The 22,707-nt window shown below is 42.8% G+C and carries 19 protein-coding genes; all 19 read right to left on the bottom strand.

The features are described 5' to 3' along the window. Nucleotides 1-14: 14 nt before the first annotated feature. The 19 genes from MAHAU_RS05635 to MAHAU_RS05545 all read right to left on the bottom strand — a co-directional run bounded on the left by MAHAU_RS05635 (nt 15) and on the right by MAHAU_RS05545 (nt 22,668). On the bottom strand, nt 15-1,697 hold the full coding sequence (locus MAHAU_RS05635; RefSeq protein WP_013780759.1) for a GspE/PulE family protein: 1,683 nt from the start codon (nt 1,695-1,697) through the stop codon (nt 15-17). Nucleotides 1,698-1,717: 20 nt separating this feature from the next. Next, nucleotides 1,718-2,755, bottom strand: a complete 1,038-nt coding sequence (locus tag MAHAU_RS05630) for a type IV pilus twitching motility protein PilT (protein ID WP_148258470.1) — start codon at nt 2,753-2,755, stop codon at nt 1,718-1,720. Continuing rightward, complete coding sequence (locus MAHAU_RS05625) at nt 2,755-3,276, bottom strand: shikimate kinase (RefSeq protein WP_013780757.1); 522 nt, start codon at nt 3,274-3,276, stop codon at nt 2,755-2,757. Before MAHAU_RS05625 ends, MAHAU_RS05630 begins: the two co-directional genes overlap by 1 nt. Continuing rightward, the gene (locus tag MAHAU_RS05620; RefSeq protein WP_013780756.1) at nt 3,266-3,811 is read right to left on the bottom strand and encodes a hypothetical protein; all 546 of its coding nucleotides are present in this window, start codon (nt 3,809-3,811) and stop codon (nt 3,266-3,268) included. The genes MAHAU_RS05625 and MAHAU_RS05620 overlap by 11 nt, the downstream gene beginning before the upstream one ends. A gap of 13 nt (nt 3,812-3,824) precedes the next feature. After that, complete coding sequence (locus MAHAU_RS05615) at nt 3,825-4,346, bottom strand: PilN domain-containing protein (RefSeq protein ID WP_013780755.1); 522 nt, start codon at nt 4,344-4,346, stop codon at nt 3,825-3,827. A gap of 3 nt (nt 4,347-4,349) precedes the next feature. Beyond that, the gene (gene pilM / locus MAHAU_RS05610) at nt 4,350-5,393 is read right to left on the bottom strand and encodes a type IV pilus assembly protein PilM (RefSeq protein WP_013780754.1); all 1,044 of its coding nucleotides are present in this window, start codon (nt 5,391-5,393) and stop codon (nt 4,350-4,352) included. Between the two features lie 24 nt (nt 5,394-5,417). Then, nucleotides 5,418-5,912, bottom strand: coding sequence for a PulJ/GspJ family protein (locus MAHAU_RS05605; RefSeq protein WP_013780753.1), 495 nt, complete (start codon nt 5,910-5,912; stop codon nt 5,418-5,420). A gap of 9 nt (nt 5,913-5,921) precedes the next feature. Further along, nucleotides 5,922-6,257, bottom strand: a complete 336-nt coding sequence (locus tag MAHAU_RS05600; RefSeq protein ID WP_013780752.1) for a PulJ/GspJ family protein — start codon at nt 6,255-6,257, stop codon at nt 5,922-5,924. Then, complete coding sequence (locus tag MAHAU_RS05595; protein WP_013780751.1) at nt 6,254-7,804, bottom strand: DUF7305 domain-containing protein; 1,551 nt, start codon at nt 7,802-7,804, stop codon at nt 6,254-6,256. The genes MAHAU_RS05600 and MAHAU_RS05595 overlap by 4 nt, the downstream gene beginning before the upstream one ends. Before the next feature lie 108 nt (nt 7,805-7,912). Then, nucleotides 7,913-8,305, bottom strand: coding sequence for a type II secretion system protein (locus MAHAU_RS16030; protein ID WP_041643885.1), 393 nt, complete (start codon nt 8,303-8,305; stop codon nt 7,913-7,915). A gap of 200 nt (nt 8,306-8,505) precedes the next feature. Then, entirely contained in the window at nt 8,506-9,360 is an 855-nt protein-coding gene (aroE, locus tag MAHAU_RS05585; RefSeq protein ID WP_013780749.1) for a shikimate dehydrogenase, read from the bottom strand. Next, nucleotides 9,357-9,866 (bottom strand): YqeG family HAD IIIA-type phosphatase, encoded by a 510-nt coding sequence (locus tag MAHAU_RS05580; RefSeq protein WP_013780748.1) that lies wholly within the window; start codon nt 9,864-9,866, stop codon nt 9,357-9,359. The genes aroE and MAHAU_RS05580 overlap by 4 nt, the downstream gene beginning before the upstream one ends. A 213-nt stretch (nt 9,867-10,079) precedes the next feature. Next, nucleotides 10,080-10,931: a carbohydrate ABC transporter permease gene (locus MAHAU_RS05575; protein WP_013780747.1), complete on the bottom strand. Its 852-nt coding sequence runs from the start codon at nt 10,929-10,931 to the stop codon at nt 10,080-10,082. Between the two features lie 24 nt (nt 10,932-10,955). Then, a complete protein-coding gene (locus tag MAHAU_RS05570; RefSeq protein ID WP_013780746.1) occupies nt 10,956-11,945 on the bottom strand; it encodes a carbohydrate ABC transporter permease in 990 nt (329 codons plus the stop codon). A 120-nt stretch (nt 11,946-12,065) separates the two neighbouring features. Then, entirely contained in the window at nt 12,066-13,457 is a 1,392-nt protein-coding gene (locus MAHAU_RS05565) for an ABC transporter substrate-binding protein (protein ID WP_013780745.1), read from the bottom strand. 337 nt (nt 13,458-13,794) lie between these two features. Then, on the bottom strand, nt 13,795-16,350 hold the full coding sequence (locus MAHAU_RS05560; RefSeq protein ID WP_013780744.1) for a glycoside hydrolase family 9 protein: 2,556 nt from the start codon (nt 16,348-16,350) through the stop codon (nt 13,795-13,797). Between the two features lie 314 nt (nt 16,351-16,664). After that, the gene (locus tag MAHAU_RS15840) at nt 16,665-18,425 is read right to left on the bottom strand and encodes a cellulase family glycosylhydrolase (protein WP_013780743.1); all 1,761 of its coding nucleotides are present in this window, start codon (nt 18,423-18,425) and stop codon (nt 16,665-16,667) included. A gap of 238 nt (nt 18,426-18,663) precedes the next feature. After that, nucleotides 18,664-20,220 carry an endo-1,4-beta-xylanase gene (locus MAHAU_RS15350; RefSeq protein WP_013780742.1) on the bottom strand — a complete coding sequence of 519 codons (1,557 nt, stop codon included), beginning with the start codon at nt 20,218-20,220 and terminating at the stop codon, nt 18,664-18,666. 150 nt (nt 20,221-20,370) lie between these two features. Beyond that, a complete protein-coding gene (locus MAHAU_RS05545; RefSeq protein WP_013780741.1) occupies nt 20,371-22,668 on the bottom strand; it encodes a cellulase family glycosylhydrolase in 2,298 nt (765 codons plus the stop codon). Nucleotides 22,669-22,707: the final 39 nt, after the last annotated feature.

The raw sequence follows: 22,707 nt of genomic DNA, 5'->3' as shown, positions 1-22,707 counted from the left end.
AGTCTCCCTCCGTTTTAATCATTGCCATACGCCGTGGCTATGGCCTCGTCGGCGGTGGTAATACCTTTTAGCACGAGTTTTGCGCATTCGTCCCTGAGCGTGGACATGCCGTTGACAACAGCCAATTCCCTTAATTCGTCCGTCGTAACCCGCCGCGTTATGGCATCTCTGTGAGCTCTGGTCAGACGCATTATCTCAAACACGCCTTGTCTTCCTTTATAGCCCGTACCATTGCACAGAGGGCAACCGCGACCATGATATACTTCAGCATCATCTGGTATGCCCAGCATCCTTTTTTGAGAAATCGGCGGCTCATAGGTTTCCTTGCACTGCGGGCATATGCGCCTGACCAGGCGCTGCGCTATCACCGCCACTACCGAAGATGATACGAGATAAGGCTCTATGCCCATATCTATCAGTCGCACGACCGTACCTGGCGCATCGTTGGTATGCAGTGTCGACAGCACCACATGACCTGTTATAGCGGCTCTGACGGCTATCTCCGCCGTTTCGCCATCCCTTATTTCGCCCACCATTATTATATCGGGGTCCTGTCGCAGTATGGATCGCAGGCCGCTGGCAAACGTAAGCCCTGCTTTTGTATTTATCTGTATCTGATTTACGCCGTCTACCATATATTCCACAGGGTCTTCTATGGTTATTATATTATACGCCGGGTCATTGAGCTCGTTTAACATGGTATACAACGTTGTGGATTTACCACTGCCTGTAGGGCCGGTCACCAGTATCATTCCATTCGGTGCACGCAGTATCTTATCGAACTCGGACAGATGCTTCTCGTCAAAGCCCAATTGGTCTTTCGGTATTAGAAAATTGGTCTTGTCCAGCACGCGCATCACGGCTTTTTCACCGTTTACGGTGGGTATTGTGGATACCCTCAGATCTATATCTCGCGAAAGCACGTTTATATTTATCCTACCGTCCTGCGGCAGGCGTTTTTCGGCTATATTGAGATTGGCCATAATCTTTATACGCGCTATGGCGGGTGCATGAAAGCTCTGAGGCACGGTCAGATAGTTCTGCAGTCGCCCGTCTATCCTCAAACGTATACGCACCTCATCTTCCATAGGTTCTATATGTATATCGCTAGCGCCTATCTTGACCGCCTGCTCTATAACAGAATTTATAAGCTTTATTATAGGAGCGGTCTCGGCTTCTGCGGTGTCCATATCGTTCATGACCTCTTCGGCTGTGGCCGCTATCTCCCTTTTGTACTCCTCTATGGCCTGTTCGGCATGCGGGTCGCCGTAGTATTGCTCTATAGCCCTCTCTATGGCCTTGGCATCGGCCAGCATGGGTACAACATCCTTGTCGGTTATCCTGTGTATGTCATCCATGGCTATGATGTCCAATGGATCGCTCATAGCAAGCCACAGCATATTGCCGTCCATCCTTACTGGTATGGCATTATGCGTGCGGGCTACCTGTATGGGTACCATGCGCACAACGCCTATGTCTAAAAATGTCCTGTCCAGGTCCACGTAAGGTATACCAAGTTGAAACTCCAGTACCTCAAACATCTGGCGTTCGGTAATAAAACCCTGCTGCACCAATATATCGCCCAACCTGTCATCGGTCCGGCGCTGTATATCCAAAGCTGTATTAAGTTGCTCCTGGGTTATCAGGCCGGACTCGAGCAACAAATCCCCAAGCCTTTTCTTCTGCGTCCTAGGCATATCATCGCCTCCTTTATCCCTTACATAACGCTCTTTTCCACAAAATGCATAGCTGCGGTTTCCTTGGTTATAATGCCCTTGCTGTAAAGCTCCTGTATAGCGCTGTCCATAGTCCTCATGCCGAGCCTGGTTCCAGTCTGCATGGCGCTTATTATCTGATACGTCTTATTTTCGCGTATGAGATTGCGTATAGCCGGCGTGGCTAACATAGTCTCCGCAGCCACCACTCTGCCGGTACCGTCGGCTCTTGGCATAAGCTGCTGGGATATCACGCCCTGTATGACCATGGATAGTTGCACCCTTATCTGCTGTTGTTGATGAGGCGGAAAAACGTCTACAATGCGGTCTATGGTCCTGGCCGCTCCTATGGTGTGCAACGTCGAGAGCACGAGATGGCCGGTCTCGGCCGCCGTTATAGCAATAGATATGGCCTCAAGGTCACGCATCTCGCCTACCAATATAACATCCGGGTCCTCCCTCAAGGCCGCCCTTAAAGCCGCAGCATAGCTTTTTGTATCGCTGCCTATCTCTCGCTGATTCACTATACTCTTTTTATGCTTATGCAGATATTCTATAGGGTCCTCCATCGTAAGTATATGGCAGCTTCTGTGCTCGTTTATATAGTCTATCATTGCCGCTAGCGTTGTTGACTTACCGCTGCCAGTAGGACCGGTAACAAGTACTATGCCTACATTTGTCTCGGCCAGTTGCCTTACGACATCGGGCAAACCCAAGCTGTCTATGGCTGGAGGCTGAGCCGGCAGCGCGCGTATGGCCGCACCGTACGTACCCCTTTGCCTATAAACATTTACTCGGAATCGTCCCAACCCTGCCACCGAAAATGAAAAGTCGCATTCGCCCTCTTCAGCAAGTTGTTCCAATTGCCTCTGCCCCATCATCTGACGCACCAGGTTCTCGGTATCCTCAGGCGATAACGCTTCGCCGGGCAGCGGCGTAAGAGCGCCGTTAGCCCTTATAACAGGCGGCATACGGACAGTGATATGAAGGTCGGACGCTTTGCGCGCCACGGTTTCTTTTAATAATTCGTTTATAAATATCATGCAAAAAATCCTCTTTGTTTCAATAAAGCTATTATCTCATCGCTTATAGTCTCAGGCGTTTTATCATCTATATTCACAATGATATCGGCCTGACAGTAGAACTGTCGCCGTTTATCCATAAGTTCAATTATATTTCGGCGCAGATCCCCGCCATCGAGCACAGGACGCCCTTTGCCGCTGCCGACATTGCGCATAACGGTATCAGGCGACGCATCGAGGCATATCATGACGCCCGAGCGGCGCATAATATTTATATTGTCATCGCGCAGCACTATGCCACCGCCGGTGGATACCACCACACCCTGTCTATAGGCTATAGATATCAATGCATTGTGTTCCAATTGTCGAAAAAAAGCCTCGCCATATATGCCGAATATACTGGGCACCGTCATTCCCATGCCCTGCTCTATGAATTCATCGGTATCTACAAAATTCATATTCAGCTCTTTAGCCAGCAGTCGTCCCACAGTTGTCTTGCCCGTACCCATAAAACCTGTAAGGTATATATTATTGCCCATCGTTTACCCCATATTTAGTAGAATAGTATATATCAACGGTCAAAGACATATCGCATAAGCCGCTTTCAGGCTGTTGAGCCGCATTTATACTTACCTCTTTCACAATATGTACATACGGTATATTGTTTTCTATGTCTTGTAAAAACTCCACCGTTGCCAATCGCGGCATGGAAATGTTCATCTTAAAAGAAACAGTGCTGTATTCGCTGTCTGCACTGCCTTGTGCTTCGGAACGTACTATGGAATTTATAACAGCTTCGTGTACCGCAGCTATGGCGGATATATGCTTCAATATGTCGGGGCTATCCAAATATGTACCCATTATTCCACCTTTATTGACCAGTATCTTTTTATATGCGCCTATGTCAGCCACTTTTGCCACTTCATCCAATTCCTTAGTCGCATCCGCTATCTGCTGTTCGAGCAATTGCCAGTTCTCCATAGACGGCATCAAGATGATATTATAATATATGGCGAATATAAGCAATGCTACAGCAATTGCTATAAGGTTTCTTTCCCTTTTACTAAGCTGCATATTTCATTTCCCCTCAATCCTTACTTTCTATATGTGTAGATATATCGAAGCTGTATATGCCTGCCTGTTGTCCACCATCGATGTTGTCGAAAGTATTATTTACATAATATCCCGACGTATCCAGTGCCTCCATAAAGGATATTATGCTGGCAACATCAGGTGCCGTACCGCTAAATTTAACATCGGTGCCACTATAGCTGATATCGCTGATAACAATACCGTCCGGTACCAGCAACATCATGCGTGCCTCAGCCTCGGAATAGGGCACCTTTGATTTATTTATATCATCAATTATAGCCATCTGCTTCTCCAGTTTTGATGCCAAGACTTTCTGAGCGGCATTTGAGGCACCGGCACTATCGATCTGCTGCTGTATATCTGCGAGTTGCTGCTCCAAAACAGATGTATGGTAATAGGGATATATTATCGCCACAGCCAATACCAATACCATTACTATTATGGCCATAACCGTTCCTGTGCTGATAATTGCGTTTTGTTTCATCGAAAGCACAGGCATAAAATTGAAATCCTTCATATGTCACTCCCCCTTCAGCAGTAGGCCCAAAGCTGTGGCAAAATTCGGAATATCAAAATTATCCTCATCTTGCTGTTTTCGCAACTTAAGCCACTGTCCGGGTTTTGGTACCGATACTGGTATGCCTAGAGCCTGCCCTATATATTCGTCTATACCGTTTATATATGCTCCCCCGCCGCTTAAATAAATCCGCTCTATGGCATGTCCCCTGTACCTTGCATTAAAATAATCCATTATGCGTATAATCTCTGCAGCAATACTTTCAAATACATTTATAACGGCATCATATACCTCGTGCTGGGCATCGGGTGAAGGGCTATATTTCATATCGGAAACATCGGTGGGATTGCTGTCCAACGTATTGGCAACCATAACATCAATATCGTAGCTGCCACTATTTATAATCCTGTTTATGTATATTTTATCGGCGTTATATATGATGACCTGAACAAATTCATGACCTATGTCAATTACCATGCTGTCGTCTTTATCCGCAGTATGTTCAACATTATCAATAAATGTAAAAAACCTGGCCAGCGCATTGAAATCCAAATCTATGGCGTATACATCCAAGCCGAGCCCATGCATTATTTCTACGGCATCTTTCAGAAGCGTCCTCGAAACGGCTGCCGCTATTATGTACATACGCGCGGCCGAACTATCATCTTCGGTATCCCTTACCGCTTTATAATCCACCGCGTATTTCTCAGTATCCACAGGCATGTATTGGTTTAATTCGTACATTATATTCTCTTTTAAGCTTGGCTCGGGCATATCAGGCAAAACCATGGGCCGAGCTATGATATCCGATGTGGACACAGATAAAATGCACCTGCCGCGTTTTATACCGGCATCGGCCAATGCCGGTTTCATAGCCCGCACCACCGCATCCTTGTCCTTTATGGCATCAAAGCTCTTATAGCCGACAGGCAGCGGTATGTTCGCATACCTGTCTACGGCGATTGCATTACCGGACCTCCGCCCCCTTACTACTTTGGCCGACGATGTACCCATATCGACGGCTATAATGCGTCCTAAATTTATCAAAGCCTTTTCCCCTTTGCATTTGAGTTAATATTTGCTATAGTATATCACAGCACTATCCTGTTGAATAGACACAGCGCTGATATTTTCCAATCTTACGTCAAAATTTATTTCATATATCCTTATGTCGCCGGCTTTTACGTAGACGTTCAACATATTTGAATTGCTTGATGAAAATCTCATTTCGCTTAAAGGCACAATAAACGCATCGCTTGTTTGCCCCCCTTGTTTATAAGTTGTTTTTACAAGATACTTTTCACCGTCTTTATCTTTCAATTGCAGTATACAATGATCTTTGCCACTGAACGGTCCCGGATTAACAGATACAGTCTGAGCCGTCCGCAATTCTTTTGTTATGAAATCAGCGGCGGTTCTTGCCTGTTTCTGAGCAAAGCTCCGATCAACACCTATGCTGAAAGTCTGCGTAGCGACAAAATACATTGAAAATGCCACTGTAATCAGCACACTGAAAAGCACTACGGCCATTAGGACCTCTATCAGTGTAAAACCTTTGCGTTTCATCGCGCCACCTCAATCCGAAGCCGCCACAAATGTAGTGAGCTTAACATCGCCCACTCTAACGGTTATCTTGCGGCCGGCAATCAAAGCGCTATCCCCACCTATAGGAACAGACATATTGGCAGATTCCACCGTAACCCTGGCATCTGAAAAAGACGGATCGTTTATGGCTTTATCCATTAGCTGCTGCGCTATAAATTCATCCGACGTCTTTTTGCCGGCATGGGTTATGTTAAAGAGTCCGCCTGAAAGTATGCCCGTCAATATCACCAGCAGTATGCCCAATATAGCCAGCGAGATCAGTACCTCTACAAAGGTCATGCCTTTATTGCGGTAAATCGGCATCATTTCCAATACCCCATCTCAAATGTTACGGTAGAGTTCCCTACATTTATTGGGTCATCTTGTACGGCATCTTTGTTATATGTGATGGAAGGCCCACCGCTCATATTTATAGTATCCGCTATAAGAGCGCCATTTATATTAGCTCCGCCGCTCATGACTACAGTAGCTGCGGGAGCATATAAAACACCATTAACTATATCTGTACCACCGCTCATATTAACCGTATCGCCTGCGGTAACTATATTCCTCTCTACCGTGGCACTACCGCTGAATATGATATCGGTATTACCACCGTATATAGAGCCACCTATTTTTATACCGCCGCTTAAGTCGACGTTTGGCCCGCTGGTATATATATCGCCTGCCACTTCTGCTCCACCACTTAAAGCAACAGAGGCATTGCCGCTGTGTATAGCTCCGCTTATATGAGCATTACCGCTTATATTGACACTGGAGCCTCCCATATATATATCACCATTTATAGAAGCACCACCAGATATGCTAATATTTCGTTCCGCATGGACATCACCGCCTATGGTTGCCGCTGCTGCCAGATTAAAATCCGACTTCCAGTATACTGTTACATTCTCAGGATGCTGACTTGTTATAAAAAAGCCCCCGCTACCTGTATAATTGTCTATATACAGGGCTACTTTACCATTGCCATTTATCTGTATCTTACCATCGCTGGATATATTAAGTTTTCGTATATGTATCACAGTATCAGATGGTGCATTAACAGTTAGTACACATCCGTTATAAGGTATCTCAACTTTATTATATAAAGCATTCCCTTGTACGGTAAGTGTAGTTAGCGCCCAGTATAATACAATATCACCTTTATCGGGCAAATCTGTTGGAAAAATAGGAAAGCTCGGAGCAGTCGGCGGTTGCGGCAACGGATAAATTTTATCCGGAGGTACATCCGATTTGACAGGAGGCAAGATATACCAGTGCGGCTTATTAATAACCACATTAGGATTAGCTCCTTCAGGTATGTGAATCGTACAATTCTGCAAGCTCGGATTGCCGCTAAAGCTTATGGCGCCATTCTTGCCAGAGTTAATCGCTATATCACCAGTTATATTACCGCCTCCGCTAGCAGTTATTTTATTTTTACCAAATATAGCGTATTCTATGGGAACAGAGGTGCTGGCTTCTACTTTTTCTACTACTGCAACCACTGTATCCTCGACAAAGCCGGAAGTATCCCGTACTCTGCCTCTGGATATGACGGTAAGCGTATCGGTATCATTTTCTATGGTTATAAGGAAACTGCCATCGCCGAAAGGCGTTTCAGCAGAATAAACAGGAAAGGAGAGGTCTGCAAAGTCAGATGCTTGGTCGCTGCTCATAAAAGTCAACCATTTGACGGCAAGTTCGGCACCCGAGCGCGCTATATAGTGAGCCTGCATTTTTTTTTGCTGAAGCGCTGTCTGCTTGACCTCCGCAACAGCATAAAAACTCATGCCTGCTGTAAGTGTAAGCAATATGAGCGACATCATAACCGTCAGCATCAATGCTGAACCTTTTGACCCTCTCCTGCGCATTGCTCTCCTTCTTTCAATTTTCAATATGTACTTGTTACTTTGTGAACTACATTGGCACGGCTATATCATTTGTACAGGGTTTGTAGAACACTAAAGTTTTATTATAAATTAAGGAGCAGTTTCTTCTGGTGTCTCAATTTTAGCTGGTATAACTGTTACCTTACCATCTGTAGAAATCTTAACCGTATAAGTAGTAGCACTCTCAACAGCAGAAACACCTGTACCTTTGGGTGGTTTAGGCCACTCTTGGACGTAAGCCGCTATATCGCCAGTTCCTGAATCGCTTTTTTCACTCGTTGGATTACCATTATCCGCTATATACATCGTAGCAGCACTTTCCAGCGTCCTCACATTAGCGTTATGCGCGCTTATCGCTGCTTTCTCTCTAGAACCGCCCAGCTTTGGCACCGCTATGGCTACAAGTATGCCCAGTATGGCTATTACCACTACGAGTTCTATTAGCGTAAAACCTCTGCGCTTCCTGTTTTTCTTATCGTTCATCGTCAAGATCCCCTTTCTTTTTTTTAGATCCATTGTTTGTCCTATTGCCCTCGCCTACAATTCACACAAGCCCTATGCAAAACCATTATGTAGTATAAAAGCCCTATATTCATGCTACAACACGAAGCAGAAATTGTTAAAAATGTAGTGCTCTTATTGCCGTCATTATATCATAATGAAAATTAAATTACAATATATTCTTATGAAAAATTTTCTATGTTTTTAATTCCCTTTAATGCTAACTCATACTTTACTTCTATATCAAACCATATCCCTATGGCCTCTATGGCTTGCCATATAAGCATATCCAAACCGTTTACAGGCATGCAACCGTGCTCCTCAGCTTTTTTGAGCAGCAGCGTGCGCTCCGGGTTGTATATGAGATCATATGCCACTGCTACGCCTGAAAGGTCATAATCAGCCGGCAGGGGACATGATTCGACATGCGGCCACATACCCGCCGATGTGGCATTCACCAGCATATAAGGACACGATATACTGCCTATGTCGCTTAGCGGTGCGCCAGAGCATACACTGCCTCCGACGTAGTTGTTTATATCATCGGCCAAGGCGGCAGCTTTATCGGGCGTACGGTTGGCTATCGTCACCCTACCGGCTCCATGCATAGCCAGCGCTGTCGCTACCGCCCTAGCCGCGCCGCCGGCCCCGAGCAACAACACGTCCCTGCCTCGTACGTCTATGCCGCGATACTCTAATGAACGCATAAAGCCCGAGCTGTCTGTGTTGTAGCCCGTTAGCACGCCGCTATCGTTTACCACGGTATTGACGGCGCCTATCACCGACGCCGTTCGGTCTGTGGCATCTAGGTATGGCATGACGGCCTGCTTATGCGGCACCGTCACATTGAAGCCCCTTATCTGCAACGCTCGGAAGCCATGTACTGCTTGTCCCACATTTTCGGGCAAAACGTCGAATGCCATATATACGCCGTTTATATCCATATGCCTGTATATGACGTTGTGCATGCGCGGCGATAAGCTGTGCTCCACCGGGTGGCCTATCAATGCTATCAATCGCGTAGACGCATCTATCAAGAGCGTGTTTCCTCCTTTTTAAACGGGTGACGCCTGAATAGCACTCCTTCTATCCAGCGCATCACCTTGGTGCCTATAAATTCCCTTTCATCTATCGGATCGACCAGTATGGTGAACATGCCCATGCGCTTGCCGCCCAGTATATCGGTCAGCAGTTGGTCGCCTATCACCGCTGCGTGCTCGTAAGTAGTATCCATAATATCCAGAGCCTTCTGATATGATCGACGCCGTGGTTTTGCAGCATTGTATATATAAGCCACTCCCAACTTAGCCGAGAGCTCCTTCACACGCTTTTGTCCGTTATTGGACAGCAGGCATATTTTAAAGCCATCGCCATGAGCTTTTTGCACCCAGTTCCATAGCTTATCGCTTATCTCACTGCTGTTCCAAGGTGTCAAAGTATTATCTATATCCATTATAAGGCATGATATTGAACGTTTCTTTAGCATATTGAGATCGATATCGTATATAGATCTAACATATAAATCAGGTTGTAATTTAGCCAAGCTTTATAACTCCTCATCGCTTTATATAACTAATTTTATCATCTCTTCTTTACACATTCAATAGTTCATTTTTATCTTCTCGATTCGTAAAATGGCAAATTCAGCGCATAAAAATGATATAAAGCTGGAAGAGGACACTGCAGGCTTGACATATATACTTTCGCTACGGCTGTAAAACTGAACCACTGCGCAATCGTAGATTGTCATGGTCCATTAATATTTAACACCCCCCAAAGCTATCCCCTGTATAATATATTTTGAAAGGAAAGCATATATAATCATCATAGGCAATATAGTAAGCGTTATGCCAAGATAAACAGTACCAAAATCTGTTCGATACCTGTCGCTTTTCAAAATTTGCACCATCATAGGTATTGTGAACTTCTCCTGTGAATTTATAACCATAGTAGGCATAAACAAATTATTCCAGCTAAATACGAATGAAAATATAGCCTGTGTAGCCATGGCTGGAACCATAATCGGTATAGCTATGCTGTTAAATATTCTAAATTCCCCACAGCCTTCAATACGCGCGGCTTGAACAAGGTCAACCGGCAACGCTACTTTCATATATTGATGCATGAAAAATACCACCGCAGGCGAAGCTATTGATGGAACGATAAGCGGCACATAGCTATCCATAAGATTTATTTGCATTAAAAATGCTATAAACCCTACCACAGATACCTGTGCCGGTATCATTAGCACAGCTAATATAAAAGTAAAAGCTGCTTTTTTCAGTTTGAAATCGTACATTATCAAACCAAATGCCGCAAGGCAAGAGAAATAAATCGCAAATGCGGTAGAAGAAGCGGCAATGCTAAAGCTATTCCACAGACCTCTTGGCAAATTAAAAGAGCTTCTATCCAAAAGCGTCTTAGCATTTTTGAAAAAGTATTTTGATGGTATGAGCGAAATGGACTGCTGTATGGAAGCAGAATCCCTAGTCGCATTTACAAACATTATCCAAAATGGAATAACGCTCAATATGCAGAGCAAAATACATATAAAATTAACCCAAAATCTGCTTATCTTTAATGATCGAGAATAAGATCTTTCATTCATATAAATTCACCTCTCAATGCCTTTCTATCTCTTTTGTCCCTCAGTATCTTTTTCGCGCATGAGCCAAAATAAAGTAAGGCTTAGGATAGCTGTGACAATAAATAAAAGAACAGAAATAGCGGCCGCATGGCCATAATCCTTAGAACCTGTACCGACTAATTCCTGTATATACATCGTTACTGTCCTTATCGCATTAGTAGCAGGACTACCTGCCCTCGTCATTAACTTAGGAACATCGTACATCTGCATGCCGCCTATCAATGATGTAACTAATACGTACAACAAAATAGGCTGAATAAGCGGAAGGGTAATTTTACGGAATATCTGCCCTGATGTAGCACCATCTATTTCCGCTACTTCAAACAATTCAGGATCTATGCCAAGTATCCCTGCCACAAGGATTATAGTAGTATTACCATACCACATCCAAAAGTTTATAAACGCAACTATGAGTCTCGTAGAGGTGCCATCATTTAAAAAGTCAAATGGTTTCTCCAAAAGCCCTACTTTTTGAAGAAGTATATTAATCGGGCCCTGCGGGAAGGAAAACAATGTATAAAACAATAAAGATACACTAGCAGCCGTCATGATATTGGGTAAATAAATGAGCATTTTATAAGTTCCTTGTGCTCGTATATTTAAACGCTTATCCGTAAACCACGCTGCTAACAATAATGATATGAGTATTTGCGGTATAAAATTTATAGTCCACATAGTTATGGTATTTGAAAAAGCCCCAAATGTAAATTCTCCAAACGCACGATTGTTTGTAAAAATGTCAACAAAATTACCTAATCCTATAAATTCTGGTCCGATAGCTGCTCCACCCGCTGGTTTTATATATTTGGTAAAACTTAGGAAAATCGTGTATAAAAGCGGATACAATTGAAATATCGCATATGTTATAAAAAAAGGAAGGATAAAGTAATAGCCGTATCTAGCATAATTAATTTTATTTCTTCTTGTACTTACCCTCCTTTTTATATTCTCTGGTTTTGTTTCTATCAATATCATTCACTCCTCATTTTAAAATGCTTTTTAGGTAAGATAGAGCAGTGCACGGGGCATTGCTCTATCTTTCAATACATCTCTTTTTATCTTAATCAAAACGCAAAGTCATAAGATGCCTGGTCATTACTCGTTAAGCTCAGGAAAAGCATTTAGTACTGCCTTCTTGAAATCTTCCAATGCCTGGTCCTTGCTTATTTGTCCTTCTGCATACTTCGTTACTTGTTCCATAAGCAAATCATTGATCTTTTGATCATAACCGGACATCGCCGAGGTATCGATCAACGGTGCTACCTCTTGGAATAAAGCGTAATGGTTCTGGCCTCCGAGAAAGTCAAAGGAGTAACCGCTGTCGATGATTTCCTGTATCGCAGGCTGATTATTTACGTAATCCTTTGAGCCAAGACAGTATTTCTTCATGGTGTCTTTATTTATGGTAAAGTATTTGATTATATCGTTTACCAAGCTACCGTTGTCGCACTGAGGAGACACGGCCAGCCATGTACCACCCCAATAATAAGGTTGTGGACCTTTCACAGCTCTCCAATCACCATACGTGCCTTCCCCTGGTTTTGTACCGCCACAGTTGGATATCATGGTCCATTGTATACCCCACGTAGAGAAGAAATAACCCATTACGGTATCATTACCTACGCCTGCATTCCATTCCTGACTCCATGGTAAATACTTGGCTGTCAGATCTTCCTGAGTAAGCGTCTTAGCAAGATCCATGAACCATCCCACCTGGTCATCTATAACCAGCTTATTGTCGACAACCCATGGAGACTTACGCACGGTCCTTATAACCTGCCATATGTCGTTTACTGAAGGTATAAATTTGGTTTTACCTCCCGATTTTTCTTTTACGGTTCTGGCCGTATTGACAAAAGTATCCCAATCTTTCACTAAATTCTGTACATCATCGGGTTCTTTTACTCCAAGATATTTTTCAGCCAAACTATATCTATACATGAACAAACCGGGCGTAGCTTGCCATGATGAACCTTTTGGTACCCCATTAGAATCTCTTACCACATCAATCGTATATGGATACTGGTCTTTCATCATGTCTTCGCTTATACCGACTTTTGTAAGTGGAATGGTGTTATCGGTATTAACATATTTTTTAGCATAATCAGCCTCAAGCAAAAAGATATCTATAGGCTCTTTACCATCAAGTGCCATATCAAGTTTTTCCTGATACTGACCACCCTCACTGGGATTTATAACCCAACTTATTTTTACTCCTGACGGAAGCGGATGATCCTTCAAGTAGTAATTTTCCATCATACCCTTGAATTCTTCATTCCAGGAATAAATCACAAGTTCGGTTCCATCATCTGGCACATCAATTTTAGCTTCTTCTGTTGTTTCTTCAGCGTCAGAAGTACTAGTCGGCTCCTCCGTTTTAACTGGCTCATTTGCATCTCCAGTTTCTTCCGTGCCGCAACCGATAACCAAAGTCATTACCAGGCAGAGCACAATTACCATGGCCAACAGCTTCTTCATCTTCTCCATTAAATTTCTACCCCCTTAAAAATTTTATGTAACCACTCGCCTAGACTATGAGCTTGACAACTGATCAGTTCCCTCTTTCTGTGCTAAAAATATTCGTGAAACCACTCGCTGACTTTGCCTGCATATGTTTAAGCTGAGTAGTTACAAATTTGATATTGACTAAGGTCATTATAACCTTGTAAACACGTATTTACATCTACCTAAAGATATATTTTTATCTAAATGATTAAATTTTTTTATCATAGTTGCATATATACTCGTTGAATTACACAATAGAGTTTTCTGTTATCGCTCCGGAAACAACGGCTTAGCAGATATATCCCCTTTTAGAACAGTATCATTTAATTTCTATATGCGCTGAAGAAACATTCCCTTTGTAATGAATATACCAGTAACCGTCTGATGAAGGGGCTATCTGATGTTGTGCCATCCATACATTGGTGTAGTCTTTTCCGTTGATCTCAAGAAGATCGAGATTCCACGAGTTTATATAGTGGCTCCAGTCATTGGGATTAGTGGAAAGCTTATTTGTCTTCCAGTAATATTCCCCCGCTCCGTCGTGGGTAAACGGTAAAGTGATCTCAGTATATTCTCCTGGCGGTGTTGTACCTCCACCTTGTTGTGTTTTTGCGCTGGCCTGTGCCGAAGGCTGTGATTCATTACCGCTGGTATCTACTGCAGTCACCTTATAGTAATACGTTGTATCGGCAGCCAAGCCTGTATCGGTGTAAGCGCTGGCCGTTACCTGTTTCACGAAGTTAGCGCTACCAGGTGTAAATCCACTCATCGTGCTTCTGTATACTTTATAGCCAGCCAGGTCGCTGTCCGTATTATCAGCCCAATCAAGATTTATGCTGTTCGAACTTACTGCTGCAGCCGTCAATCCTGTAGGTGCTGCAGGCGGTGTGGTGTCCGATGGCGGCGGAGATGGTATGCCAGTCGGCTCGACACCGTAAACAGGTTTTCCATCAACATAGACGGGTACCTTCTGCGTAACAGCCATTGTGCTTGTAATGTCAGTTCTGCTATAATCATTTGTTGGATCCCAGTGATAAGTATAATTTTGATCCTGAGCACTAACAAGCCCAAATTGATATTCACGATCGCCAAAGATAGGTACGTTAGACCAGTCAACCTCAACATAATAAATATTATTATTCTCATCCCAAACATATGGCCCTTTAATTGATGCTGGAATTCTATCAATTACAGAACATTCATCATAATAAGTCTCAACAGAGACATCATTAATAGTTTGACCTGCATCAACCATTTCAGTTATGTCAAAAAAATACCTGCATGAAAGACCAGTTTCATATCGCGGAGGATGAACTGTCTGGGCATCAATTGCCACTGTTAGCTGCGTCCGTGAATTATTTTCTTGCTCTAATTTTGCACTTATAAGATATTCATCAACCGGGGGTTCTGGCGGCGGAAAATCATCCAGTGGTTCTTGATCCATCCCATAATAATATACATATCCGGCAAGCGCTCCTACAAAACCTGCATTATAGTCAATAGCTACTTCATTATGAATATAATCCCAGATATCATCATTATAATTATCCTCTATATCCGGCCCACCAACAAGTGCTCCCCAGAGAATATGCTTATTTTCTGGCGGATCGTCTGGACTATTGATAGACGAACCATGTGCCGCACGGTGATGAGGATGCTTAGGATATTCAGGGCCATAACCTACTTCATATGATATCCCTAACGGGTTATCGCCGAGAAGATAATCCATTTGTCCTATTGCCCAGTCTGCAAACCTTGCGTCACCAGTGTACTTCCTATAAACAAGGCATAGAAACTGTGCAGTAGTGTTATATCGTGCTGAACCCCAACCATCTAAGAATGCATATCCTGCCGGTGACCACGAAATAAATGAAGTATCACCAGCATTCTCATGCGGAATATGAGACCAATATTCGAGGTTCCATCTAAAAAATTCCCAGTGTTGCGGGTCATTAGTAATAGGAGCTAATTTAGCAAAAACTCCACCCCAAACCGTATCCCATGAATGTGTCCAGATATTTTGCCAATCTCCGTTGGGACCAGTAACGATTTTCTTTAGATAGCCAGTATAATTACCCGAGGAATCCACTGAAATGATGTCATCTATATAATCCCAATTTTTAGTTGCAAGATAAAGCCATATAGCCCCCCAGCTCATCTGATCCTCGTCATAACTAGAATTATAGAAACCGCCACTATAACCGAGTCCTCTGTTATTTTTTGCATCAGCATATAATTCCTCAGCTACCTTTAAGCATTCAGCTGAATAAGTCGGATCCTCATCTTCTAAAATAAGAGACATTATAGCCAGCGATGCGGCAGCTTGCGATTCTTGATCGCTAGCAGGATGTGTATCTGTTGCATAGTATGGTCTCGGGTACTCAGAGTCCTTCTGTAATTCCGGGGGACCCCAGTAATTATGGTCTACCGAACCTTCTCCAACTTGATAAACAAATCGTGAACCATCCCAGCATCGCATAAAATAATCATTAAACCATCTAAGGATTTCTATAATATGATCGTATTCACCAATCTGCATAAAAGCATCTTTAAACTCATATACTGCCCATCCTACTGTAGATGCTGCATACGATTGTGGTAATCCAAATTTAACATGGTCACCAGCATCATGAAAGCCACCCCAGAACTGATCGTTCACGTGGCAGTCGCCTCGCCATTCGAGACGACCGTTCGAGACACCAGGACCGCATTTTTCTGCATCATAGAAATATAGGGCCTTTTGCAATGCCTCTGCATAATTATATTTAATACTAGAAGCTGCTAGGACATTACTTGAATTTCCAGTCAAACTACCCAATAATGCCATAACCAATACCGTAGCAATAGCGACAACCAAAATTTTCTTCTTACTCATTCTTTCTTCCTCCTATCCTTCGTCTTCGAATATTCCCATTTTACACGGCATTAGTATTCAATTGCAATTCACAATATAGTAAATTCTATAAATACAAATGATATAAAACCTACATCTGTTAGGTTTGAAAGATATTCCGGCTTTATATCATTTGCATCTCATAATTTCAGTTCATATTACAAACTGCAGTTATTCAATTATTTTATATCTTAGTTGCCTTACAGACATATCTAGTGGCTGATCCTATAGATAAAAAATAGTTACTTAAATGCCAGAGTGGGGAAACGTAAAACCCTCCATCTTTTACAACAATATCATTTAATTTCTATATGCGCTGAAGAAACATTCCCTTTGTAATGAATATACCAGTAACCGTCTGATGAAGGGGCTATCTGATGTTGTGCTACCCATGCATTGGCGTAGTCTTTTCCGTTAATCTCAAGAAGATCGACATTCCATGAATTTATATAGTGGCTCCAATCATTGGGGTCAGTGGAAAGCTTATTTGTCTTCCAGTAATATTCCCCTGCTCCGTCGTGGGTAAACGGTAGGCTTATCTCGGTATATTCTCCAGATGGCGGTGTAGTGCCACCTTGCTGCGTTTTTGCACTGGCCTGTGCCGAAGGTTGTGATTCATTACCGCTGGTATCCACTGCTGTTACTTTATAGTAATACGTTGTATCGGCAGTTAAGCCCGTATCGGTATAAGCGCTGGCCGTTACCTGCTTCACGAAGTTGGCACTACCTGGTGTAAAATCGCTGGTCGTGCTTCTGTATACTTTATATCCGGCCAGGTCGCTGTCCGTATTATCCACCCAATCAAGATTTATGCTGCTCGAACTTACTGCTGTGGCCGTCAATCCTGTAGGCGCTGCAGGCGGTATCGTATCCGATGGTGGCGGAGAACTACCTCCAAATTGTGGAGCCAAATATGGCTTTAATATATTATATTTTGCCTGATTTACACTAACCCAATCATCCTTCAATATTCCACCTGTATCTCCGGAATTAGGGTTCCAGCACCAAAAAGTCCATGATGCTTTATCTCCAATGTAAGCCATAAGTGAGGTAATCCATTTATAGTCACCAGATGCTGGATTTGCAGCAGCTTCTTCTTTTATACCGAATTCACCTAGCATAATAGGAGCTATACCATTTTTATATATAAACCAGAAATGGTCATCCCATATTTTTGGCATATTATTAGGAAAATCAGGTGCTGTAAACCATGTTTGATTGAATACAGTTGGTCCATAATCATGCGGCGAATATACCAGATTTCCTGCAGGAATACCTGTTATAGGGTAATCTTTTACTCCACTTAAATTACCTCCCCACCAATAAGAATCTCCTTTATACTTTTCTACGCCCTCTATCATAATAAGGGCTTTCGGATTTACTTTCAGTATAGCTTGCCCACACCTGCTAGCCGCTTCGTTCCAATTGGTAGAAGAGTTTCCCTCACCCCATGTGGCAATGCCATGCGGTTCATTATTTAAATCAAATCCAACCACATTTGTATTATTTTTATATCGTTCAGCCAACATGACCCAATCACTTATCCATTTTTGCTCCGAGTATGAATCGGTATACCAGAGTTGCTCATTCATATAACCGCCCGCAGCCCTGGAATGGTTATCCAATATAATCTTAAGATTCAACCTTCCAGCTTCTTCAACAATTTTATCCAATACTTCAAGTGAGGATAATCCTGCCAAATCAAGATTCAAGCCTTTCTTTCCCGTATATGCATCAACTCCGTCTGGATTTATTTGAATCGAGCTAGGATATTTACCGATCATCTCATTGCACCATGGAATACGTATACAATTAAAACCAAGATCTGAAATTTGTTGCAACATGGATTTATAATCCCGAGACCATAGCCCATGAACAACATAATTGCTGGTTTCAAAACCAAACCAATTAACACCCGTTAATCTTCCGCCAGGCATCTCTGTAGATGCAATCGAAGGAGCCGCTTTAGTTTCATTCAAGTGTACCACAGTACCACATAATAATGACACGATCAACATCATAACAATCGCAAAAGCCAGTATCTTCTTTTTGCTCATTTTTTCTTCCTCCAATTTATCTGCTCTAAAATAATATTTTCTATATGCCTACATACCTACTTAAACCTGGCTTATAGAAACCATCCCCTTTAATACTACTGCGATTCATAAGATGCCTAAATTCAGCATTTGCAATGTTTATAAACCCTATCCCCGCTTTACGGTTTGCTATATATACAACGCAATTGAAGAAATATCAGAGAGGGAAAACATACAGCTTTCCCTCTCTGATAACAGTTTACCTAATCTCTACATGAGAGTATGAAAAACTCCCCTTGCAGTGAATATACCAGTAACCATCAGACGATGGTGCTATCTGGTGTTGTGCCACCCATACATTGGTATAGTCTTTCCCGTTGATCTCAAGAAGATCGAGATTCCACGAGTTTATATAGTGGCTCCAGTCATTGGGATTAGTGGAAAGCTTATTTGTCTTCCAGTAATATTCCCCCGCTCCGTCGTGGGTAAACGGTAAAGTGATCTCAGTATATTCTCCCGGCGGTGTTGTACCTCCACCTTGTTGTGTTTTTGCGCTGGCCTGTGCCGAAGGCTGTGATTCATTACCGCTGGTATCTACTGCAGTCACCTTATAGTAATACGTTGTATCGGCAGCCAAGCCCGTATCGGTGTATGCGCTGGTCGTTACCTGTTTTACGAAGTTAGCGCTACCAGGTGTAAAACCGCTGACCGTGCTTCTGTATACTTTATATCCAGCCAGGTCGCTGTCCGTATTATCCGCCCAATCAAGGTTTATGCTGCTCGAACTTACTGCTGTAGCCGTCAATCCTGTAGGCGCTGCAGGCGGTATCGTATCCGATGGTGGCGGAGAACCACTTCCAACATATCCCATTAGCCATGTCAGCGCCGGTCGTTCTGTGCCATTGGAACGTAGAAGGTATGCTTCACTCTGCCAGGTCTGACCTTCTATATATCCCCAGACAGTTATACCCTTTACTGATGAATGCTCCCATAGCACAGGAAATTTTTCTTGATAGCGTCGGAGTTGCGTCTGATCATCGCCATTCATATCCAGTTCAGATACATATATCGGAAGTCCGGTGCTGTCAAGAATAGTCAACACCTGATTCATAGTAGACACACTCACCGTATCCATATTAAAGGCATGGCACTGAATACCTATCCCATCGACAAGTCCTCTGGCCTTAAGCAAATTGATGAGGCTGACATATCTCTGCGCAGCACTGGGATCGGCAATAATACCGTAATCGTTGATAAGCAGTTTACTGTTCGGGAAATATTGACGCGCTAATTGAAAGGCCGTGATTACCCAATCCCATCCAGTACTTCCGTCCCCGCCTAAAGCATTCCTATAAGAAGGTGGGGCATGTAAAGGCTCATTCACTACGTCTATAAAATCGAGATCATCGTAACGACCTGCTACAGCAGCAAACCACTCTTCCACTTCCGCACGTTGCTCAGTTTGTGAAAGTGAACTTATCCATGAAGGTTGTTGATTTCCCCAAACAAGAGTATGAAATTTAAATGGCATGTTATTGCTCTTTGCGTAATTGTATATGGCGTCCAGAGTACCCCAATTCATACTATCTCTAGAACCCTCCACAGATTCCCATTTACCTGCGTTCTCCGGTGTTATCTGGTTCCAATACTGTTTGAACTTTAGTGGTTCCGAACTACCGCTAAAGATATTACCCAAAAACTTCTCGCCAGTGACAGGAGCCGCCTTAGCTCCATTTGAACTTATAGCCGGGCCACATAGTAACGATACAACCATCACTATCGCAACTATAAAAGCCAATGCATTCTTCCTACTCATTTTCCTTCCTCCAATCGTTTTTGCATATTATGTTTTTCATGCAAGCATATCACCAAATACAATTTAGCAGCTATTGAGTCTAGCTCATGGCAACCACCCCCTTTAAGTATTAAAGATGGAAAACGTAGAGTTCTCCCTCTTTTACATTACCTATTTAATCTCTACATGGGAGTATGGAAAACTCCCCTTGCAGTGAATATACCAGTAACCATCTGACGAAGGGGCTATCTGATGTTGTGCCACCCATACATTGGTGTAGTCTTTCCCGTTGATCTCAAGAAGATCGAGATTCCACGAGTTTATATAGCGACTCCAGTCATTGGGGGCAGTGGAAAAATCGTCGGTCTTCCAGTAATATTCCCCTGCTCCGTCGTGGGTAAACGGTAAAGTGATCTCAGTATATTCTCCCGGCGGTGTTGTACCTCCACCTTGTTGTGTTTTAGCACTGGCCTGTACCGATGGTTGTGATTCATTGCCGCTGGTATCTACTGCCGTCACCTTATAGTAATACGTTGTATCGGCAGCCAAGCCCGTATCGGTGTATGCGCTGGTCGTTACCTGTTTTACGAAGTTAACGCTACCAGGTGTAAAACCGCTGACCGTGCTTCTGTATACTTTATATCCAGCCAGGTCGCTGTCCGTATTATCCGCCCAATCAAGGTTTATGCTGCTCGAACTTACTGCTGTGGCCGTCAATCCTGTAGGCGCTGCAGGCGGTATCGTATCCGATGGTGGCGGAGTCACTGGCGTCAATGGATGCCCAGTTACCGTTGTCCCTGCTTTTTGAATTATATACTCTATAACATTTCCACTCCAGAAATGCATTTTAAGCAATATTTCACCATCTCTAGTCTCATCGAAGAACTCTTTGGTTAATTTTATCTGATTTGAATCATATAAAGGAGTAAATGCATAACCAAATTCTTTAAAAGGCGTCCAGTCCTGAGGGCCAGCATTACCTCCACTAGTATAAGTTGCCTCCATCGTTGCCAAACTATCACCGTTAAAATCAGTCGGTATAAAAAATCCTGAAGTTGTGCCTGCAGATTCCTTTAATACAGGTATGTCATAATAAATAATTTTAATTTTCCAATCAGCACCTCTTGAAAAATGACATGTTAAAATGCTATTTACTCCATATTGACCCGTCACTAATCTTTGAAGCAAGGATGATTTGAAAGTTAAGGTGTCTTGAGTAATACTATAATCTACACCGTCACTCAAAATTTCATCGCCATTTTTAATGTATAGCAGAGAATTACCGTTAAGATAAATCTTAGTATTAACGTCTTGGATTGGTAACCCTTTTTTTAGATAGATAAAGTCTCTCTCGGTATATGAAGAACGTTCCTTGAATCCCGCTATTATTACATTGTATAGATCTGGATCGCTCCACGCAAAAGAAAATCTATTAAAATGCTGACCATTATCCCATAACATAAGCGTGATATCTTTTGCATTTGCATAATATGTCAAATACTCAAAATACTTTAACACTTCACCATGCTCTATAGTATCCAACGATTTATCGAACCCCAATAATCCATATTCTCCTATTATAACCGGGATACCTTGGTTCATAAATGCATTATAAACTCGATCTATAGTGTCTTCCAGATCTTTTTTTGTCGTTTCGTCAAACGTCGTCGTACCTGCAACATTTGCACTGAACGGCCAATATCCATAATAATGAACGGTAGCAATTATATTTTTATCATTTAGCTTAGATATCGTACCAATAAGATTGCTAATTTGAGGTTCGGTCGGAGAGCATCCCAGTGTAGGTAAAACAAGCGGCCGAGTAGTATTATTGCCTCCCGAATTGCGTACTATATTATAAAATGACGTGTTTAACTCATCCAACAAGGCTAAGTCTGTCGGATCCACCGTGCTACTCCACCCCTGAGTAAAGGACGGCTCGTTAATACTTTCAAACATTAAGGTATTAGGATAATTCTTAAAATATTCGGAAATTTGCCGCCAAACCGCATTATATCTCGCTAGCACTTCATCGTGCTGCGATTTCATATTAATAACCCATAGCCACGAGTCATGATGCATATCGAGCATAACGTAGAGACCGGCGTCTAAAGACCAATCTATAACCTCCTTAAGCCGTGTCAAAAACTCAGGATTTATAGTATACTCCGGGGCACTTCCTATGCGCTGATCCCATGTTACAGGAATACGGATACTTTTGAAGCCCTGAGCAGCCACGGCATTTATCAATTCTTTTGTAGTAATCGGATTACCCCATGACGTTTCATCGCCAGTGGCATCGAAAGTATTACCCAAATTCCAACCTGGCTGCATAGCTTCAACATATGCCTGCATATCCGGTGTTCCTTCCGCTGCATTAACTGACATTGTTGAAATAACAACATTGCCTATCATCACAAGTATTATTAACCAAAGAACAAATTTGTTTTTTATATTTCCTTTTATCATATAGGGCTCCTCCTTTTTAATTAAATCGATCATTTAATA

Source organism: Mahella australiensis 50-1 BON, assembly GCF_000213255.1.
GTDB classification, from domain to species: domain Bacteria; phylum Bacillota; class Clostridia; order Mahellales; family Mahellaceae; genus Mahella; species Mahella australiensis.
Note: the sequence above shows the minus strand (reverse complement) of the source record. Positions and strands in the feature narration are given on the sequence as shown.

What these genes read in the sequence shown, in the direction of transcription:
- MAHAU_RS05635 (WP_013780759.1), bottom strand. Translation starts at nt 1,697, where the DNA reads ATGCCTAGGACGCAGAAGAAAAGGCTTGGGGATTTGTTGCTCGAGTCC.
- MAHAU_RS05625 (WP_013780757.1), bottom strand. Translation starts at nt 3,276, where the DNA reads ATGGGCAATAATATATACCTTACAGGTTTTATGGGTACGGGCAAGACA.
- MAHAU_RS05620 (WP_013780756.1), bottom strand. Translation starts at nt 3,811, where the DNA reads ATGCAGCTTAGTAAAAGGGAAAGAAACCTTATAGCAATTGCTGTAGCA.
- MAHAU_RS05615 (WP_013780755.1), bottom strand. Translation starts at nt 4,346, where the DNA reads ATGAAGGATTTCAATTTTATGCCTGTGCTTTCGATGAAACAAAACGCA.
- MAHAU_RS05605 (WP_013780753.1), bottom strand. Translation starts at nt 5,912, where the DNA reads ATGAAACGCAAAGGTTTTACACTGATAGAGGTCCTAATGGCCGTAGTG.
- MAHAU_RS05600 (WP_013780752.1), bottom strand. Translation starts at nt 6,257, where the DNA reads ATGATGCCGATTTACCGCAATAAAGGCATGACCTTTGTAGAGGTACTG.
- MAHAU_RS05595 (WP_013780751.1), bottom strand. Translation starts at nt 7,804, where the DNA reads ATGCGCAGGAGAGGGTCAAAAGGTTCAGCATTGATGCTGACGGTTATG.
- MAHAU_RS16030 (WP_041643885.1), bottom strand. Translation starts at nt 8,305, where the DNA reads ATGAACGATAAGAAAAACAGGAAGCGCAGAGGTTTTACGCTAATAGAA.
- MAHAU_RS05575 (WP_013780747.1), bottom strand. Translation starts at nt 10,931, where the DNA reads ATGAATGAAAGATCTTATTCTCGATCATTAAAGATAAGCAGATTTTGG.
- MAHAU_RS05570 (WP_013780746.1), bottom strand. Translation starts at nt 11,945, where the DNA reads ATGATATTGATAGAAACAAAACCAGAGAATATAAAAAGGAGGGTAAGT.
- MAHAU_RS05565 (WP_013780745.1), bottom strand. Translation starts at nt 13,457, where the DNA reads ATGGAGAAGATGAAGAAGCTGTTGGCCATGGTAATTGTGCTCTGCCTG.
- MAHAU_RS05560 (WP_013780744.1), bottom strand. Translation starts at nt 16,350, where the DNA reads ATGAGTAAGAAGAAAATTTTGGTTGTCGCTATTGCTACGGTATTGGTT.
- MAHAU_RS15840 (WP_013780743.1), bottom strand. Translation starts at nt 18,425, where the DNA reads ATGAGCAAAAAGAAGATACTGGCTTTTGCGATTGTTATGATGTTGATC.
- MAHAU_RS15350 (WP_013780742.1), bottom strand. Translation starts at nt 20,220, where the DNA reads ATGAGTAGGAAGAATGCATTGGCTTTTATAGTTGCGATAGTGATGGTT.
- MAHAU_RS05545 (WP_013780741.1), bottom strand. Translation starts at nt 22,668, where the DNA reads ATGATAAAAGGAAATATAAAAAACAAATTTGTTCTTTGGTTAATAATA.